The following is a 17,459-nucleotide window of genomic DNA, read 5'->3' as shown; positions in this document are numbered from 1 at the left end:
AGCCATGAACAAGTTTGACCGCCCGGATTCATTTGATCCCGAAGCGCTTCGCAAGAAGATTTCGGAAATCCGCGCCCGTGCGCCGGGCGAGACGCCGAGCGGCGAGCCGTCTGCAGAACTCAATCCGCTGGCGCGGCAAATCGCCGAACAGTTCCGGGCCGACACCTATTCGCCGGCCATGATTATGGGGCTGATGCGGCTCTTCGAGTTCAGCGCGCTCTTCGCCATCGGCTACGCGATCAACGCGCTCTACGTTCAACCGGGCTTCGAGCAATTGCCGCTCTATCTGGCGATACTGATGGGAGGCTCGGCGCTGGCGGTTGCCGCGATGCAGATCGCCGATACCTACCAGATCCCTGCATTGCGCGCCTGTCTGCGCGTGATGCCGCGCATTCTCGCGGCCTGGGCGGTCGCCTTCGGTGGGATTGCCATCGCCCTCTTCTTCCTGAAATCCGGCCACCAATATTCCCGCGTCTGGTTCGGCGGCTGGTTCGTCGGTGGCGCGCTCTTTCTCGTCGCCGAACGTGCCTTCATCGCCTATTCCATTCGCCACTGGGCCCGCAACGGCACGATGGAACGCCGCGCTGTTGTCGTCGGCGGCGGCCAGCCGGCGAAGGACCTGATCCGCACGCTTGAGGATCAGCCCGATAACGACATCCGTATCTGCGGCATTTTCGACGACCGCGACGAGCGCCGCTCGCCGAACGTCATCGCCGGCTATCCGAAACTTGGAACGGTCAACGAGCTCGTGGAGTTCGCGCGCCTGGCGCGCATCGACATGCTGATCATCTCGTTGCCGCTGACGGCGGAAAAACGCATTCTCGAGCTCCTCAAGAAGCTCTGGATCCTGCCGGTCGACATCCGGCTCGCCGCCCACGCCAACAATCTGCGTTTCCGTCCGCGCAGTTATTCCCATGTCGGCGATGTGCCCATGCTCGACATTTTCGACAAGCCGATCGCCGATTGGGACTCGGTCGCCAAGCGCGGCTTCGACATCTTCTTCAGCCTGGTTGCCCTGGTGCTCCTATGGCCGATCATGCTGGGCGCCGCCATCGCGGTCAAAGCCACCTCTCCCGGCCCGATCATCTTCAAGCAGAAGCGGCACGGCTTCAACAACGAGACGATCGAGGTCTACAAGTTCCGCTCGATGTATACGCATATGAGCGACCCTTCGGCACGCAACGCCGTGACCAAGGGCGACCCTCGCGTCACGCCGGTCGGCCGCTTCATCCGCAAGTCGTCGATCGATGAACTGCCGCAGATTTTCAACGTGCTGAAAGGCGAACTGTCGCTCGTTGGGCCGCGTCCGCACGCCGTCGCGGCGCAGACCCAGAACCGGACCTATTCCGACGTCGTCGAAGGCTATTTCGCTCGCCATCGCGTCAAGCCAGGCGTTACCGGCTGGGCGCAGATCAATGGCTGGCGCGGCGAGATCGACAATGACGAGAAGATCCGCCTGCGCACGGCCTTCGATCTCCACTACATCGAAAACTGGTCGCTGCTCTTCGATCTCAAGATCCTGTTCCTGACACCGTTCCGGCTTCTCAACACCGAGAACGCCTATTGAGCACCGTCGAGACAGGCCGGTTCCCGATCGCGCGTCCCCAGCTTGCGGCGCTCTCGCTGCTTGGCTCCGGGCTCGTGGCGTTCGCCGTATTTCTCTCCGGCTTCGTCATCTTCGAGCCCGCGCCCTATGAATTGTTCCTGGTCGCGCTCATTGGCCTGTGGGCGCTCTTCGGTCTCAAGATTTCCCGCAGCGTCGCTCCCTTGCTCGCGCTCCTGACGCTGTTCATGGTGGGCGGCATCCTGTCCTTGACGGTCATGGTCGACCTGACCAAGGGGCCGATGTACATGGCGGTCTCCGGCTTTCTTGCGCTATCGTCGGTGTTCTACGCCGCGATCATCGAAGACCGCCACGAGCGCCTGCGCCTGATCTTCAATGCTTGGGTGGCAGCGGCCATCATTACCGCGTTGCTCGGCATTCTCGGTTATTTCGGCGCCGTTCCGGGTGCGGAGAATTTCACACTCTATGGCCGCGCCAAGGGCGCCTTTCAGGACCCCAACGTATTCGGGCCGTTTCTCTCGGTGCCGGCCATGTATCTGATCCATGGCATCCTGACGCAGCCGATCCAGAAGGCACCACCGAAGATCGCCGCATTGATGATCCTCGCGCTCGGTGTCTTCCTGTCGTTTTCGCGTGCGGCCTGGGCGCTCAATCTCTTCTGCGTCGTCGCCTTCGTCTTCGTCATGCTGCTCAAGGAACGCAGCGGCCTCTTCCGCCTCAGGATCCTCGTGCTGGCGCTCGTCGGCGGGCTTATGGTCGTCGGCGCTCTTCTCGTCGCCCTTCAATCCGAGCGAGTCGCAACCCTCTTTTCCAGCCGGTCGCAGCTCGTGCAAGATTATGACGGCGGGCATCTCGGCCGTTTCGACCGCCATCGCCTGGGCTTCCTGATGTCGATGGAGAAGCCGCTCGGGATCGGGCCGATGGTCTTCAGCACGATCTTCCCGGAAGACGAGCACAATGTCTGGCTGAAGTCGCTGACGTCCTACGGCTGGCTCGGTTTCATCAGCTATGTGACGCTGATCATCTGGACGCTTTCGCTCGGCTTCCGCTTCCTGCTGCTCAACCGCCCCTGGCAAACCTACCTGATGATCGCCTGGGTCGCCGTTCTCGGCCATGTCGGCGTCGGCAATGTCATCGATACCGACCACTGGCGCCATTTCTACCTGCTCCTCGGCATCATCTGGGGATGTGCCGCCCTCGAATACCGCCATCGCCGGCAGGCACGCGCCGGCTGGAGCTCCTGATCATGGAACATATCGTTGCGGGCCGGCGCCCGGCCCTTCCCCTGCGCCTGCTCCAAGTGCTGGAGCCGAGCGGCGGCGGCTCGGGCCGACATTTCCTCGACCTCTGCCGCGGCGTGCACGAGCGCGGGCACCATGTGGAGGCAGTTTATTCGCCGGTGCGCGCCGAGGAAGGTTTCGTGCGCGAATTGAAGGCAATCGGCCTGCCGGCCGTCCACGCCGTCGATATGAAGCGCGCGCCGGGACCTTCTGATATCGGCCGCTTTCTTGAATTGCGCCGCCTCATTCGCTGCGGCAATTTCGACATCATCCACGGCCACAGTTCGAAGGCCGGCGCGCTGACGCGCCTGCGGCTGCCCGGCCCCCATGTTCCGCGTCTCTATACCCCGCACGCCTTCCGGACCCTCGACCCGACGCTCGGCCGCACCGGTCGCCTGATCTACGGCACGATCGAATGGGGCCTCGCCCGTTTTCTCACCGACCATCTGATCTGCGTTTCGGAGGATGAGTATCGTCACGCGTTGTCGCTGAACATGCCGGAAAAGCGGATGTCGGTGATCGTCAACGGCGTTGCCCCGCCCTCATGCGAGATGGCGCAAACGATTCGCGCCAGCTTCGGGATCGCGCCGGATGCCTTCGTCTTCGGCTTCATTGGCCGCCTCTCGGCGCAAAAGGCGCCGGAGCGGCTGATCGCCGCTTTCAAGAGCGTCGCCGCATCCGTGAAAAACAGCCATCTGGTGATGGTCGGCGCGGGCGAACTCGAAAGGAGCCTGCGCAAGGCAATGGCCGAGAGTGGATTGCAGAACCGCATGCACCTGACCTCGGCCTTCACCGGACCGCAGGCCGCACCGGCATTCGATCTACTGGTCATGCCGAGCCGCTACGAAGCCATGTCCTACGTGATGCTGGAAGGGGCGGCCGCAGGCAAGCCTATTATCGCCACCGATATCGGCGGCGCCCGCACGGTCATCGAAGATGGCCAGAACGGCTTCATCCTGCCGAACAGTGACGACACGTCCCTGCTCGCCAAGACGATGGTTAAAGCCGCCACACCGGAAACGTTCGGAAAACTGTCCGCCATCGCGCAAAGACTGAAAGACCGCTTCACCCTCGACGTGATGCTCGATCAAACGGAAACGCTCTATCAGAAGGCGGCCGCCAAACGCCGCGTACCGGCTATCCTTCAGCCGGCGGAGTAGCGCTGCAAAGAGGGAAATGAAAAACAGATCAATCGCTCTATGGGGGATTGAGGATTGAGAAAAATGGTCGGAGCGGCGGGATTCGAACCCACGACCCCTTGACCCCCAGGAGAGAGGTCTACTTTGTTGGAGGCCTTGTAGCGCAGGCGATTGCGCCGTGTCTAGATCCCAACTTCGGGAATTATTTCGGGACTCAGCGTCACGACCTTGCATCCGCATCAATTCTAAATCGCGAATGCGCGTAGTGCCCTACTCTTCACCCGTCAATGTTGCACTTGGATTAGATTCTCCCAGAATTCATTGCTATCTCGGACGTCAGAGGGTGGTTGGTGCGCCTGATGGTGGAGCTCCGCCTGGGCCGTCGACAGTTGCAAAGATCAGACGCTTGATAGAGATGGTAAACTTCCATCTCCTCGGCCCGCTGGCCGACCCTCTTAAATGACGGATGCCGCAGCTTGCCGTCCTGCAACTCCATGCGCACGACGCGCCCGAAGCTCTAGCAAACTAAGGTCCGACGCCCACGGGACCAAAGTCTGACCACCGGAACGGAAACTCCGCCACGAGGTTTAGTAAGCAGTTCCCGCATTGAGAGTGGGAACTACAACAACCAGACTTGGAGGAGAACATGAAAAAGCTTGTCAGCTCCGCCCTCGCAGGGCTGTTTCTGGTCAGTGCTTCTAGCGTTGCCCTGGCTCAGACGGTCGTTATCACGCCAGAGCAGGAAACGGTCGTTCGCGAATACGTGAAGAAAAAGCCGCTTGCTTCCATCAAACTTCCTGGAGTGGAGCTCAATGTCGGCTCGACGGTTCCGGAAACCGTGGAACTGCATACGATTGATGCACCGGACATCACGTATCGTTATGTCGTCGTTGACAACCGGACGGTGCTGGTAGACCCAGGAACACGCAAGATCGTCCGGATTATCGACTAACCGTCGCAGGTTGCTGAGCCCCTGTTGACTGGTCAGGGGCTCAGGTTCAGGGCCACCTCTGCTCTAGGAAACGCCAAGCGCGAAATTCCCCGCGCCGTCTTCTCTTGAGTAAGCTGACGCATAAGGTGTCCACCAAAATAGGTGGACACCAAGTCGTGGAAGAAGATGATCAAAAACTGAGTGTGAGGCGAAGGACCACCGATCAGCCGCCGAACCGCTTCCAGAGACCCGGAGGTCCGTTGTGGGTATGGTTCTTGTCCCCAAAACCCCAGCCGGGACGTGTGCCACTGGACTTGGCAATGGCGCGCGAACTCAGGCTCGTACCAAGGAGGAGGGTAATCGAACGGGGCAGCGCCCCATGACCTCACACCGTCGCCGATGCGAGCTTGTGATCCGGCACGGCCGCGCTGCACGATGGCGACGTGGTTGATCCGGATATGTTTCTGGATTGCGTCGTACGTCTCGCCCTCGGGCGTCGTGCCCGGCTCCCATGCGAGATCGCAGGAGTAGCCGGCGGATAGCTCCCGCTTGCCTTCATCGACGGCTTTGATTGCCGCGGCATCCATCACAATGAGCGGGATGCGAACGAATTCGCCATCGCGTGCGACCTCACCGCCGATCTGGCCGACCGCCAGATCTTTCCAGTTGGACGCGCCGACGGCTTCCGCTGGGTGATCGTTTGTGACCGGCTTGTGAGCATAGCTCCCGAGGCTGTCGCGGGCGAAAACTTCATCGGCGGGGCGGTAGACCTTGACCACCGGCATTTCAGGCTTGCCGACCTCATGGCCGGCGTAGTCCTGGATGCCAGTGCGAGCGGTGCGAACCTCGGCAACAAGGTAGCCGTCGGCGGTCCGTCGCGTGCCCGCGATCGGCGCAGTGTCTGTGAATTTCATGAGTAGTACCTCAGAAGAAAAACGATCTGCGGCGGTGGGGTTCGACACACCGTCAACGAAAGCAGCGCGATCAGACCATGGTCCGATACTAAAATTTCAGCGCTGGGCTAGGTTTTGGACCCGCACAACAGTCGAAGGAGTTTTGTCGTGACAAAGGTTTTGGTTGCCGCGATGGCGCTGGTAATAGTTGGTTTCTGGGGTTCTGTCGGCGTTCTGATTTACTCGCTGCTTGCGTCTTAGTTAGTAGCGGAGCCGTCGTCTCTCCCCTATAGTTCCTCCCGGCAATGGAGGTTGCCTACGGAGGATTACATGAGCGACACCACGTTTGGGTTTCTGTTGGCGGCCGAGTTGTCGGCCTTACTCTGGGCCGCACTTTTCATGGTGATATTCTCGGCCTCTTGATGAGCCTATCGGGTTCATCGCTCCTGAATTGACTGTGCGGCTGCTGCGGCCGCAAGCTCGTCTTCGGAGGGCTCCTGCTCGCTCAGCTTGCCATATTCCTCGATCGCCGCATCCAGTCCGGGCAGCGACCCATCTTCGACGAGCGCATTGACCAGAGCGTCGGACACAGCCTCACGAGGGATAATTTCCTGTCCCGGCGAAGTGCCCACCAATTGGCGCGCGGCGTCGACCTTCATCTTGAAGACGTCGGCTTTCTCCTTCTCGGACATTCCCCAGAGCGGCGCCCACTCGTAATAGATATCCGGGTCGCGCGAACCGAGTCGAACTCCTCTTCCTTATCGAGGAGGAGGTCGCCGTTGATGCCCTTGGCCGTGGCCGCGAGCGTGTAGCGCTCCATGATCTTGGCGCGGTACCGCTCATCACCGACGTTCTGCATGAAGTCGGGGATACGGATGACGTTGAAAATGATGGCATCGCCGATGCGGACGAACCAACGAAGGAGGCCGGCCCGCTCCGGTATCGGCAGACCGGTATCCTGGTTGATCCACCACGAAATGAACTCGGCGACCCAGCTATCCGCGTCCGGGTTACAGGTCGCCCTGACATACGGCCTGACACCGCACATCGAGCGGTTACGTGACAGCAGGTACCAGAACTGCTTGGCACTGAAGTGGGTGAGCTCGTCGAAGCAGATCAGCGGGATCTGCGAGCCCTGCCAGTTCGATACCGTCTTGTCGTGCTCAAGATGAGCGAAACTGACCAACGATCCTGCAGGAAACGTCCACGACAGGTCCGGCGCCACCTTCGGCTTTGCGTTCAGGCTGGGATAGAGCTTCTCGCTCTCGTCCCATAGGCCGCCCTCGTTTCGGACCTGCACCAGCGTGCGCCGGAAGAACACGGCGCCGAACTGCGGGTTCGCGACATGGCGCAGTGGCTCCATGAGGAGCGCCCACGTCTTGCCACCGCCTGCCGAGCCACCGTAGATGCCGATATCCGCCGTCGAGGCGAGGAATGTTGTCTGCGGGCCCGGCTGTGGCCGGATGATCGTCTGGGCGCCCTGCCCTTGCTCAACCCCTGCCATTATCGGGCAACTGGAAGATCGTCACCGGAGAGACCGGCGTCGGCAGGTCCTTGCCATCCTTGCCGGTGATCTCGCGCCGGTTCGTATATGCGCCGCCGACCTCTTCCGCTGCCTGCTTCAGGAGTGACGATGCCAGCACCATGTTGCCTTGGTTCTCTGCCTTGTCTGCCATGCGCTGAAGAGCGCGGAGACGAACGGCGCGATGGCTGATCGCGATGGTGGCCGTATCCTCAAGGAAGGTCTTGCGGGTCTCATCGAATAGGACGCGCCACTTCGGCGCCAGAGACCTGAAGCCGCCTTCTTGTTCGGATCGTGGCTCTCGACCAGCTGTCGACTGACATCGAGGCCGAAATCCTTCTTGACTGCTGCGGACACAACCGACGGGCTATCGAAACATGCCAGCGCCTGCACGATGTAGGTCTTCACCTCATCGGAGAGTTTTGCTTTCGCCATGGTTGTGTCAAAGTCCCGTCAAAGCCCCGGGGGAATGAAAGCTGATGCAGTCGAAGTCGAAAATCGGTGACGTGAACCGCAACAACCAGCGCTTGGTCGAGAAGACCGAGCATGCCGGCAACGATCACAATCAGCGCATCTGGGTTGTGCAATGCCAAGCGGACATTGAGAACTGCGGCCATGTCTATGGCGTCAACGGCTCTGATTTCTTTCAGCGTAAATGCCCTGCATGCCAAGGTGGCCTGCCGGGTCTCGTGGTGCCTACGCCACTCTAAGCTGGCAGGTGCCGCATGCATGTGCGATCTGCACTCTGGCGATCTCGGGTTTCTGGTTGGCTGCATCGACCATGGCACGAACGCCGGCAGCATCTGCCCCATAGCGTCTGACCACTCCGACAAACTCTTCGACGTCGTGCCCACGGATCACGAATACCGGGCGGCCGGTCGATCGGCTGAACTTCGGTGCGCCGAAAGCATCGACGTCCTGGGCGGCGTGATAGAGCTCGTGCTCGAGCAGCGCCATGAACTCGGCGCCTCCACACTCTCGGCAGTAGTCGGCGTCCATCGTGATGATGAAATCCGGAACGTGGCCGAACCACTGCTTTACCTGCATCTCTGCGCGGGCCCGGGACCACTTGCCCATCGTGCCTTGAGGAGATCCTGTCTCGCACTGGCCGATGACGCGGCGGCCCTTTTTGCTGTTGCCGACCGTGGTCCAGAGGTAGCCGATGTCGGCGGAGCTAAGGTGTAGGTGGTCCGGATTGTGGACCGGCGATGCCGGATCCAGGAAAGTCGCGTCCACCCATGCTGGCATGTCTTCGGCTGGGGCAAAGGTTGGCGAGTTGATGTCGTCGAACATCGATGACCGCGGATGTGGGCGCATCACATACCTCTTGCGTTCACACCGACTCAGTCGCTACTTCTCAACCTGAGATAGGGGGATGGATATGTCCGACGAGTTACCGCCTGTAGGGCGCAGATTTTCTCAGGTCTATTTGCGACCCGACGCACTTCTTCCAGAAAGTACGCGTGCTCGAAGGCGCATGGGCCATGTGGTTGCACATTATATGGACCGGGATACTTTCGGTGTAGTGCTCGCTAAAAAACTGGGAATTCCGGTCCCCTCGAACTACCGATACGGCGATTACTGGCCGAAAATAATGGAGAATTTGGAACTCCGGGACTTCCTAGATACTATTACGGTCCTGTACCAAACACTTGAGAATAAGTTTCAACCAGAACGATCTCGCGTTACTCGGGAACGCCTTCTTCAGGAAGCTCGGGAAATATTCGAAGAAGAGCAGATCGCTTACCAAATTGACGATCAGGGAGGCGTTCATCTAAAGATCGATGCCGCCTTTGAGGGTGAGCGAGCTTCTCTCATTAGTGGCTTGGGAGACGCGCGGTACAACAACGTCCGTTCCAATCTTGACGCAACGTTCCAGGCTCTCGACGAGACACCGCCTGACTACAAGGGTGCTGTGCGAGCCATTTTCTCTGCTGCCGAGGGCCTATTTAAACTGATCTTCTCCAAGCCCCTACAGATGAACACCGCGGAGATACAAGCACGGCTCAAGCCTGCCATTGACCGCATCTATGCAGACAACACTCCCGCCCTTCGCAGTTCACACAAGCAAGTCGAGTCGTTGCGAGACTGGGTCGACGGAGCCCACGTCTACCGTCACGAGTCTGGAACGGAGGAACCGTCACCGCCACCCGCCGAGACCGCAGTTCTAATCGTAAGCCAAGGGATGGCTTTCATCAGATGGCTTGTCGCAATAGATCGGCTTCTTATGCCACAACCTCTACCCTCTCCTGAGGGCACAAGTTGAGACATCGGGGAACCGGGCCTGAGGTCCGGCCCCCTATTCAGGCATGCGGGGTTAGCAGCGTCTTCGGAGATCGAGGAAGGAAGATCGGCTGCCGTCGGTGGATGCAAGGTGCAGGCTGTCGGCGCGCTGGAAACTTCGGGTGAAGACGCGGAAGGTGCCGGTGGGCGCTTCGCAGGTGAGAGCTGCACGATCGACAGTCGCGATTGCCGGGGCCGGATAGTCCGCCTTGATTCGCGCCATCACATGAATGCCGGGGTCGATTGGCACGGACGCGGCGACGGGCATGGTCATGATGGCACTGGCGCACAGCGCCAATGCGCAGAGCGCGATACTTCGAAGAAAGCGCATGCTGGTTCCTTTCGGGCTGGGGAAACGGTTATTCTGCCTTCTCGAACGTCAGCCGATAGACGGCGCCGATCTCGAACTGGTCGATGGCGGCCGGGTTGGTGACGGTCATGGAAAGCTCGCCCTGCGGCGTCCACTTCGACCAGTCGCCATTGCCTTCTGGCAAACCCTGCAGATAGCCGCCGAACGCCGCGGCGAGCTTAATCTCGACGTTCACGTCGCCGGGTTGGCTCGTGGCGCGATGGTTGATTTCCTTCATGTAGAACATTGCTTGGACGGACATTCGTCTTCTCCTTTGATTGGCCCGGTACCGCCGGGCGCGGATCTGGTTCAGGCTCCACGGTTCGAACGTGGGATGTCGGTACCAAAGACCGATGCCTTACCGCTTGGCTAAGCCTGAGAATTGGTTGCGGAGGGAGGATTCGAACCTCCGGCCTCCAGCTTATGAGGCTGGCGAGCTACCGGGCTGCTCTACTCCGGCGAAGGGAATTGCGTGCTACAATAAGCTAGCCTGGTTGATCAGGGAGGGTTTCAGCATGAGCCGAAACAACGTCGTCCTTGGAATTATGCTCACCACCGTGGTGCTCCTTCTCATCCTGCTGATAATACCCAGGAACGAGACGGCAATCGAAAAGTCTACACCGCCGGCTACCACGACCGAGCCGACAACGACGCCTACGACTTCGAGGCCGTCAACCACGACACCCGCTCAATAGACGCGCGGCCACCCTAATCTCATCGAAGCTGGCGGCCGCGCCTCACCATTCTGGCTTTGACGAAAACCCTGAATTTCTACCGAATGTTGAAGTTCTAATACTCGCCGAACGACGAGAGAACGCGCCGTGTACGAAAGACGATTTCTAATCCGTTCGGATTATTGCGAATTTGACACCTGTCAGATCTTGAAGTCGTGGCGTATCGGTAAAACCACGAGAAGCCGCCTCTAATCCGCACCAGAACGATCCGAGAACGACTTCTGTGCCAAAGCAAGACCCTTCAACCCAGTAGATTTATGGGCTCCGGCTTTCGCGGCGAAATGAAGACGACCACCTGTGTGGCGGTCCTTGGGTGGTCGCGATTTCCAGGGGCACAACTTGCATTTGTTGCGACGTTGAGTGAACGTTACGCTTGGGGAAATTTTGAGGGGCAACAGTGAAAAACACGTTGACTGCTACATTACTAATAGCTGGGGCGCTCTCGCTTTGTAGCGCAAACGCGATTGCCGCGAAGAACGGCATTTTTGTCTACGGCTGCACTTCCGACGGGAAACCCGCGCGCATGCGCGTGGTTGCTCCACTCAAGGACAAGGGCGCCGTCGAGGCAGGATTTCGCAACATGATACGGCAGAAAACCTCAGATTGGTTTCTTGCGCAGAAGAAGACTGTCGACCTGACAGAATTCGAGCAAGCCCTCGAAGTCATGATGCAATCAAGCGGCGGTAAGCTCCCAACGCAAAACCCTTCCGCTGTTGCGAGATCTGTTGAGATTGGCAAACGCTCAGCCTCACTGAAACTCTATTGCGGCGCCTAACATGGTGCTGGAAGCGACCGAAGTTTCCGCGCTCCCGCTTCTCTGGGTGACGGGCGAGGCTCTCTGGCGCCGTAACTCGTTGCGGAGACAGGATTCGAACCTGCGACCTCGTGGTTATGAGCCACGCGAGCTACCGGGCTGCTCTACTCCGACTTGACCGGAATTACCTCAGTTGGGGCGGCTTTTGTGCGCTTGAAATAGCTACGAACAGCGAACAAGTTGCGGCAGCCATCTGCCTCACCACCTGTGATCCCGCGCGGCGCTCCGGCGAGCGTGGTATAATCCTAACTTGCTACAGAGCTTCGAACTTTGTTGACCAGTCAGGCCGTCTGGCGGGAAGAGCCCATGTGACGGCGTCGCTCTCGTATGCACAAAGCGGTACCGGCCATGCTTGGTCGAAAGAACTTCCAAGAACCTGATCATCGCTCTTCAGCAGGGCTGCCGGTGAGCATTCTACTGCTCTCCATCCTCGGTATATCGGCCTATCTATTGGTCGAGGGATCCTTACTCGATGGAAAGCGCGTCGGATCCAAGGTCTACCTGCCCGTCTCGCAAACGCAGGATCGTTGAGGTCCTTTCGTGGTTATGCGCTACGCGGCTTACCGTTTACCCTGCCTGCGTAATGGGTGACGAGAGCGCTAAGCTCCCCAGCCGCGCTACTCGTCTATGCTCGCGACTATGGCGTCAGGCTTCGAGTATCTGAAAATGAAGGCGACCACCCTGCGCATAGACTGCGGTCATCGGGTGGTCGCGCTTGCCGGGTCTATCTAGGCTTGCGGCCGGCTCGCATTCGAATTCTAACTGCAGCCAACCAGTCGGCTAGGACAAAAACTCCGAACGCCGCAATTACGAACCGCTCGAACGCTGAGAAAGCCCATCGTTCTTGCGGCACGATCCCCATCGACAATGTGGCCAGCACAAAAATGCTCGCCTTGAAGAATAAGGCGCGTCGCAGTTCGGGATACGGTACATCCGCTAGCCGAGGCACGTAGTCGGGTTCGAGCCAAAGGATAAGGCCGGCAATCAAGCCAAAGGATGCGAGCGCCAATCCATAGATAAGCATGGTGGCTGTTCGGCCTGACACCACGCCATTGTTGTGCAGTATGCCGGCCAATACCGAGATGGCCGCCAAGACGCCTAAAAGCGTCCAGACAAGTTCGCGCTTCTTTCCAGCAAAGACGTACATGCCGCATTTCATAAATGAGTGGCGTTAATAGTTCACTCGTTGCGGGCAGCGGCGTCTCAAGAAATTTCGGCAATATACGGCTATGGCGGGAGGCGGTGACGTCCTCCCTAAGGCCCGGCGAGTATTCCCTCTAATCGAGGTCCGCGTTCAGAACAGCCTGCAAATCACCAATGATTGCAGGAACACTAAGCGACATTGTCAATTAGTTCAAGCGGAAGATCGACGTGAACGAGGCCGCCGAGGTACTGAACCACAGCTTTGACGGTGTTCCGGCCGGTGACGTCGAGGACGGTCGCTAACATGCCGCCAACCATGCGGTGTTCTGGTGCGATACGGATGGCCTTGTCCTTCGGGAATTCCTCCTGCAGCTGCTTGCGGCTGCGCTTCTTCCGGGCGTCACGTTCGCGCTGCAACGAGGCGCCGGCCATCTCCTCGGCCTCACGGATGCTAGAGACCTCGAAATCGGAGATGCGAGCCGGGCAGCCGTCGACGCCGAGGATCGCGGTAACTCCATCGACGCGGGAGAGCCGGTAGAAGTCCCGCGACGGCAGATACACGAACGAGTAGCCGACGATCATCGCAAAACGGCGCTCGATCAGTTCCTTGGTCCGATGGTGTTTGATGTCCTTCCGGAACGACGGCATGAAGATTTCGATGTCCGCGTCCCTCAGGTTTCGCTCGATGATGAACTCGCCCTTGCGCTCCTCGGGCTCGCCGATCCGCGGCGTTGCGAGGCGCTGGGTTCCGGGGCGGGTTTTGATGGCGTACCAGCTCATTGTGCGTTCTCCTATTCGATCCATCCAGAGCGAAGCGCGAGACCAACGAGGCCGGTAGCCTTGTATGCGCCTGCTTTGCTCATGGCATTGATGATGTTGCGATTGACGGTGTGGATGCTGATTCCCATGATCGCCGCCGCCTCTTCCGCGGTCTTGCCGAGGGATAGCCATTTCACGGTTTCGAGCTCGCGGTTGCCGAGCGGGCAACTTGTGGAACCAGGGCGCGGTATGGGCTTAGGCAGCATGGCTCGCCTCCTCGTGCCCTTCGGCGGCGTCAAGCTCCTGCTCGACGCGGCGGCGATAGGCCATCTGCTCGGCACTGATGTCCTTGGCGTCGGGTAGCGCGAGCATCCTTTCGAGCTCGGCCCCGCGCTCCGGCGAGAGTGTCTCGCGCTCACGAACGGCCATGCGCTTGGAGGATTCCACCTTCGACAGGTCGACGAAGCGGGCAACGGCTTCCGGCGCCCATACCTCGTCGATCGCCCTAGCAGCACGGACTTAGCCGGCAGGCCCCTGCTCTTCGCAAGGCTGCCGAACATCTGCTGATTGATGCCGTCGGCAACTTTCACATAGCCGTGGCCGGCCAGCTCCCTCGCCCGTTCCTGGTGGGTGACGCGAAGGTCCTTAAGGCCGAAGCGGGTCAAGGTAGGCGATCCGAACTCGGCATTCTCACGCGCCGCCTTGATCATCTCCGAGGCGCGCATGCGCTCTTCGCGGAGGCTCCGGCATTCGAGGTTCGCCATTGCGGCCATTTCGCCCGGGATTGGCAGGAAGGCGCGGTTCTGGATCTCATACTCGCCGCGCTTCAGCTTGACGAAGACGGTGCGCAGGCCATGGATCGGGACGCCCTTGAGCGCGATCCGGTATTCCTCGATCGGATCCTCGGCCTGGATCGAAGCCGGGATCATCATGCCGGCGTCCATGAGCGAGGCGATGCACTTGCCGACCTCGTCGATGCCGCAAGGCGAAAGCTTCTCAGTGAGAGCGGTAATCTCGCCCTGCAAGGTCGACAGTCTGGCCGGTAAATTCGTCATCTGGTTCACCGTAGAGGTCTCGTTCAAGTTTCTGGCGGATGTCGTGTTGGCGCTGCATGTGAGGGGTCATCCGAGGCGGCGCCTGAGCCTGCGGTTGCTGACGGCCACCGCCGCGGTCCTGATCGCGGGAGAGCCACGAAACGACGAAGCGCTTCATGCCTTTGGTCGTCTTGCGCTTCTGCGGATTGACGTTGAGCCAGGATCGGATCGCGGCGAGTTGCTGACTGACGTTGACGGCGGGGAAAGCCTGCGACCATTCTGAGACGTCGGCCTCGGTGATCGCTACCAATGCGCCTCCGACTGCAGGAAGCTCGATCGCCGTCCACGAGGCCGGAGCGGATTTTTCCGGCTCCGGGCAAACATCCGAACGAAGTGAGGATGTAGATAGGTTATCGGTTAAAGGTGGCACGCGCGTATCACTGCATGTGCTTTGCACTTGCTCTGCATTTGCATTGCTTTTGGATTTGCTATGCCGCGAAGATGCTGCCGATCGGCGCTTCTCAATGATGTCATCAGCCTTGGCGAGCTCGGCATCGATACGCTTATGCTTCCACCCGGGACCGAAGAGCATGGAAAGCATGTCCCTGCTCTCTTCCCACTGTTCCGGGCTGAGCTTGGCGATGCGGGCGATCAAGCGCTCGTTTTCAGGAAGTGCGCCGTTTTGCCAGTAATGCATGATCAGCAGCAGATACGCGCCGTGCTCGGTCGCGGTCAGATGACCGGTGTCAGCAAGGTAATCGGCGATATGGAGAGGCATCCAGGCGCGGTTACTCATTTCCACCAACCATGTCTCTCGGTCTCGTCGAAACCGGCGAAACGCACGAGCCCACGATGACCGGAATGCTGGCGCCCTGCAGCGCGCAGGCGTTCATTTTCACGCCGGAGGTAATCGCCGTTCATCTTCTCGTTGATCAGCATGTCGGCCTCATGCTCTTCGATGTCCAAGGCATCGGCGATGGCGATGGAGTCAGGGCCGAAACGGGCGTAGGCGTCGAGGAAGGTCATGCGAGACCTCCGAAGACGATTTTTTTGACAAGAGGCACCTTCATCCTCTTGAACTCAGGAGGCCGCGAAAATAAATTTTCGACGGGCGCTGAACACCAGCGCTTTCCTTGTTGAAAACCAACGAATTCAGTGAGGTAGCAATGCACTCGAAGATGTTTGAACGGCCAGTTTACCTGCGTGAAAGGAAGGATCTGGTCCTCGAAATCACCAACCTCGACGACGCGATCGATTTCCTTGAGGAGTGGTCCAAAGGAGATCGCGACATCATTCACGACGCGACTCTGAAGACGTGTTACCTGGCCCATGACGGCCACAAGCCAGTTCAGGTGGCGCGCGACGCCCTTCGCTCCTTCGCGAAGAAGAAGGGCATACTCGTCAAGGCCCCGGCGGTTCTGCCGTGGATGGTCAAGGCGAAATCGGGCGGCGGCAGGCTCTCCCCTTAAGCTGACAATCGAGAGCGAGAGGCTGCGCTCGCGGCCTCTCCGGTCCCAGCCTGACGGCGGGTATGGGAGGTGGAGCTTGATCATGCGGCCACCTCGTTCGGCTTTCTCGCGCCTTCGATGCGCCGGACGGCGATGTCGGCATATTCAGGATTGAGCTCGATGAGGATGCTGCGAAGGCCAAGTTGCTCGGCAACGAGGCCGACCGTGCCAGAACCACCAAAGGGATCGAAGACAACGCCCGGGGTCCGGTCGAAGGTCTCGCAGATAGGGCCGCAGCCGCTAGTCGCGCCGCAGCAACCGCAAACGGTCTTAGGAGAACCGGCAGACAGGCAACGTCGCGCCAGTTCGCGAGGGAACGTCGCAAGTGAGCCTCGCGGCAGCCTTCAATGCTGAAGGTCCAAACGTTGCGACCATTGCGCATGTCTGGGGTGTAAGTTTCCACCCATGTGCCCGCTCGGTTCTGACCGGGAGTGCTGCCCTTGGCGGGCTTGTACTGGCCATCCTTGCGACGCGCATGCGCATTGCCGGTCGTCGGCTCTTTGAGCGGCTCTGGGTCAAAGAAGTACTTTTCGCTCTTGGTGAGCAGCCAGACCTTCTCGTGAACGGCGGCCGGCCGGTCGTCGACAGATTCCGGCTTGGGGTTCGTCTTGTTCCAGATGATCTCGGAACGGACCCACCAACCGTCGTCCTGCAGCGCGATGGCAAGACGGTTGGGGATCATGCAGAGATCCTTCGGCTTCATGAAACCGCCAGCGACTACACGACCTCCGCTCTCGAAATTTGATTGGCGATCGCCAGAGGAAAACGCTCCGCGCGCCTTCGAGTGCTTCGGGTCGTAGACCGGGCCAACGGTTGAGAATGGCTTGTCCCGGAAGGTCCGGTCGTCGCTGCCATCGGCCTTGTACGCCTCTGCGCTCTTGCCGTTCGGCGTCGCCGCATAGCAGTCGCCGTAGTTGACCCAGACGGTACCGTGCGCCTTGAGAACCCGACGGATCTCGCGGAAGACGCGGACCATGACATCGAGGTGCTCGCCGAGTGTGCGCTCGAGGCCGATCTGGCCCTCGACGCCATAGTCGCGCAGGCCCCAGTAAGGCGGGCTGGTGACGACACAGTCGACCGAGCCCGAAGGCATGGCGCGCATAACGTCGAGGCAATCGCCAACATGGATAGTGCAGCGCCCGTGGAGGATGGAGCGGGTTTCGAAGCTCATGCCTCACCTCCCCGCTCACGGCGAGCAGCGAACGGATCGAGCTTTTGGAACAAACACCACTTGGTCGCGGTTGCACCACCAAATAGGAGGCGAGCATGCCCAAGACCCCAATTCCGCAGCCACCGGATCCGGTATTCCCGCCGGACCTGCCGCCGGATGTTCCACCAGATCTGCCGGAGCCCCCGATCGAGGAGCCAGAGCCCGACGTCGGTCCGGACGAAGCGCCCGCCATCACCCCCGTCCCCGGCGCGATAATTCCGCCGAAGATGGGAGATTGAGCTTGCCGTAGTGCTACCCAGCACCGCCCCATTGGAACAGCTCTCTCTAATATACGT

The 17,459-nt window shown here is 59.8% G+C and carries 17 protein-coding genes, 3 tRNA genes and 5 pseudogenes; 9 read left to right on the top strand and 16 right to left on the bottom strand.

Translation table 11 applies throughout. The features are described 5' to 3' along the window. Positions 1-4: 4 nt before the first annotated feature. From BLU35_RS04670 to BLU35_RS04655, 4 genes are all read left to right on the top strand, one after another. Complete coding sequence (locus BLU35_RS04670) at positions 5-1,567, top strand: undecaprenyl-phosphate glucose phosphotransferase (RefSeq protein ID WP_093232235.1); 1,563 nt, start codon at positions 5-7, stop codon at positions 1,565-1,567. Then, positions 1,564-2,808 (top strand): O-antigen ligase family protein, encoded by a 1,245-nt coding sequence (locus BLU35_RS04665; RefSeq protein ID WP_093232234.1) that lies wholly within the window; start codon positions 1,564-1,566, stop codon positions 2,806-2,808. Before BLU35_RS04670 ends, BLU35_RS04665 begins: the two co-directional genes overlap by 4 nt. Before the next feature lie 2 nt (positions 2,809-2,810). Next, the gene (locus BLU35_RS04660) at positions 2,811-4,004 is read left to right on the top strand and encodes a glycosyltransferase family 4 protein (RefSeq protein WP_093232233.1); all 1,194 of its coding nucleotides are present in this window, start codon (positions 2,811-2,813) and stop codon (positions 4,002-4,004) included. Positions 4,005-4,629: 625 nt separating this feature from the next. Further along, a complete protein-coding gene (locus BLU35_RS04655) occupies positions 4,630-4,935 on the top strand; it encodes a DUF1236 domain-containing protein (protein ID WP_093232232.1) in 306 nt (101 codons plus the stop codon). A gap of 344 nt (positions 4,936-5,279) precedes the next feature. Here BLU35_RS04655 and BLU35_RS04650 read toward each other — a convergent pair. From BLU35_RS04650 to BLU35_RS04640, 4 pseudogenes are all read right to left on the bottom strand, one after another. Beyond that, a pseudogene (locus tag BLU35_RS04650) lies at positions 5,280-5,828 on the bottom strand (DUF2213 domain-containing protein); the annotation flags it as partial. 416 nt (positions 5,829-6,244) lie between these two features. After that, a pseudogene (locus BLU35_RS35555) lies at positions 6,245-6,690 on the bottom strand (hypothetical protein); the annotation flags it as partial. Between the two features lie 66 nt (positions 6,691-6,756). Continuing rightward, a pseudogene (locus tag BLU35_RS36015) lies at positions 6,757-7,311 on the bottom strand (terminase large subunit domain-containing protein); the annotation flags it as partial. Next, positions 7,298-7,764 (bottom strand): annotated as a pseudogene (locus BLU35_RS04640) (DUF2280 domain-containing protein). The pseudogenes BLU35_RS04640 and BLU35_RS36015, both read right to left, overlap by 14 nt. A 44-nt stretch (positions 7,765-7,808) precedes the next feature. Here BLU35_RS04640 and BLU35_RS04635 point away from each other — a divergent pair. Next, positions 7,809-8,039 (top strand): hypothetical protein, encoded by a 231-nt coding sequence (locus tag BLU35_RS04635; protein ID WP_093232231.1) that lies wholly within the window; start codon positions 7,809-7,811, stop codon positions 8,037-8,039. Here the strand turns inward: BLU35_RS04635 and BLU35_RS04630 are convergent. Then, complete coding sequence (locus BLU35_RS04630) at positions 8,026-8,622, bottom strand: putative metallopeptidase (RefSeq protein ID WP_502688129.1); 597 nt, start codon at positions 8,620-8,622, stop codon at positions 8,026-8,028. The two genes, BLU35_RS04635 and BLU35_RS04630, sit on opposite strands and share 14 nt — an antisense overlap. A gap of 208 nt (positions 8,623-8,830) precedes the next feature. On the opposite strand from BLU35_RS04630, the gene BLU35_RS04625 reads away from it, so the two are divergent. Next, the gene (locus BLU35_RS04625) at positions 8,831-9,595 is read left to right on the top strand and encodes a hypothetical protein (protein WP_143032889.1); all 765 of its coding nucleotides are present in this window, start codon (positions 8,831-8,833) and stop codon (positions 9,593-9,595) included. 51 nt (positions 9,596-9,646) lie between these two features. Here the strand turns inward: BLU35_RS04625 and BLU35_RS04620 are convergent, their stop codons facing one another. The 4 genes from BLU35_RS04620 to BLU35_RS04605 all read right to left on the bottom strand — a co-directional run bounded on the left by BLU35_RS04620 (position 9,647) and on the right by BLU35_RS04605 (position 10,422). Next, positions 9,647-9,943: a hypothetical protein gene (locus BLU35_RS04620; protein WP_093232228.1), complete on the bottom strand. Its 297-nt coding sequence runs from the start codon at positions 9,941-9,943 to the stop codon at positions 9,647-9,649. Between the two features lie 28 nt (positions 9,944-9,971). Then, positions 9,972-10,223 (bottom strand): hypothetical protein, encoded by a 252-nt coding sequence (locus BLU35_RS04615; protein ID WP_093232227.1) that lies wholly within the window; start codon positions 10,221-10,223, stop codon positions 9,972-9,974. 43 nt (positions 10,224-10,266) lie between these two features. Continuing rightward, positions 10,267-10,340: transfer RNA gene (locus tag BLU35_RS04610), tRNA-Gln, on the bottom strand. 4 nt (positions 10,341-10,344) lie between these two features. Continuing rightward, a tRNA-Met gene (locus BLU35_RS04605) sits at positions 10,345-10,422 on the bottom strand. A 670-nt stretch (positions 10,423-11,092) separates the two neighbouring features. Between BLU35_RS04605 and BLU35_RS04595 the strand changes: the two genes are divergently transcribed. After that, positions 11,093-11,470, top strand: a complete 378-nt coding sequence (locus BLU35_RS04595) for a hypothetical protein (RefSeq protein WP_143032888.1) — start codon at positions 11,093-11,095, stop codon at positions 11,468-11,470. 80 nt (positions 11,471-11,550) lie between these two features. On the opposite strand, the gene BLU35_RS04590 is transcribed toward BLU35_RS04595, so the two are convergent. The 6 genes from BLU35_RS04590 to BLU35_RS04555 form a co-directional block, all read right to left on the bottom strand. Next, positions 11,551-11,623 (bottom strand) — tRNA-Met (locus BLU35_RS04590). Positions 11,624-12,233: 610 nt separating this feature from the next. Next, complete coding sequence (locus BLU35_RS04580) at positions 12,234-12,656, bottom strand: hypothetical protein (RefSeq protein ID WP_093232224.1); 423 nt, start codon at positions 12,654-12,656, stop codon at positions 12,234-12,236. A gap of 185 nt (positions 12,657-12,841) precedes the next feature. Continuing rightward, positions 12,842-13,432, bottom strand: a complete 591-nt coding sequence (locus BLU35_RS04575) for a transcription termination/antitermination NusG family protein (RefSeq protein ID WP_093232223.1) — start codon at positions 13,430-13,432, stop codon at positions 12,842-12,844. 11 nt (positions 13,433-13,443) lie between these two features. Continuing rightward, a complete protein-coding gene (locus BLU35_RS36595) occupies positions 13,444-14,466 on the bottom strand; it encodes a response regulator transcription factor (protein ID WP_353615011.1) in 1,023 nt (340 codons plus the stop codon). Further along, positions 14,408-15,241, bottom strand: a complete 834-nt coding sequence (locus tag BLU35_RS04560; RefSeq protein WP_093232221.1) for a YdaU family protein — start codon at positions 15,239-15,241, stop codon at positions 14,408-14,410. The genes BLU35_RS36595 and BLU35_RS04560 overlap by 59 nt, the downstream gene beginning before the upstream one ends. After that, positions 15,238-15,471, bottom strand: a complete 234-nt coding sequence (locus tag BLU35_RS04555) for a hypothetical protein (RefSeq protein WP_093232220.1) — start codon at positions 15,469-15,471, stop codon at positions 15,238-15,240. Before BLU35_RS04555 ends, BLU35_RS04560 begins: the two co-directional genes overlap by 4 nt. Before the next feature lie 140 nt (positions 15,472-15,611). Here BLU35_RS04555 and BLU35_RS04550 point away from each other — a divergent pair, with 140 nt between their 5' ends. Then, entirely contained in the window at positions 15,612-15,914 is a 303-nt protein-coding gene (locus BLU35_RS04550; protein WP_093232219.1) for a DUF982 domain-containing protein, read from the top strand. Between the two features lie 80 nt (positions 15,915-15,994). Here BLU35_RS04550 and BLU35_RS04545 read toward each other — a convergent pair. Next, a pseudogene (locus tag BLU35_RS04545) lies at positions 15,995-17,124 on the bottom strand (DNA-methyltransferase). A gap of 95 nt (positions 17,125-17,219) precedes the next feature. Here BLU35_RS04545 and BLU35_RS04540 point away from each other — a divergent pair. Then, positions 17,220-17,402 (top strand): hypothetical protein, encoded by a 183-nt coding sequence (locus BLU35_RS04540; RefSeq protein ID WP_082615953.1) that lies wholly within the window; start codon positions 17,220-17,222, stop codon positions 17,400-17,402. The last annotated feature ends 57 nt before the right edge of the window (positions 17,403-17,459 follow it).

This window comes from Sinorhizobium sp. NFACC03 (assembly GCF_900103435.1).
GTDB lineage: Bacteria > Pseudomonadota > Alphaproteobacteria > Rhizobiales > Rhizobiaceae > Ensifer.
The sequence above is the reverse complement of the archived record's forward strand: the minus strand, read 5'-3'. Positions and strand labels throughout refer to the sequence as shown.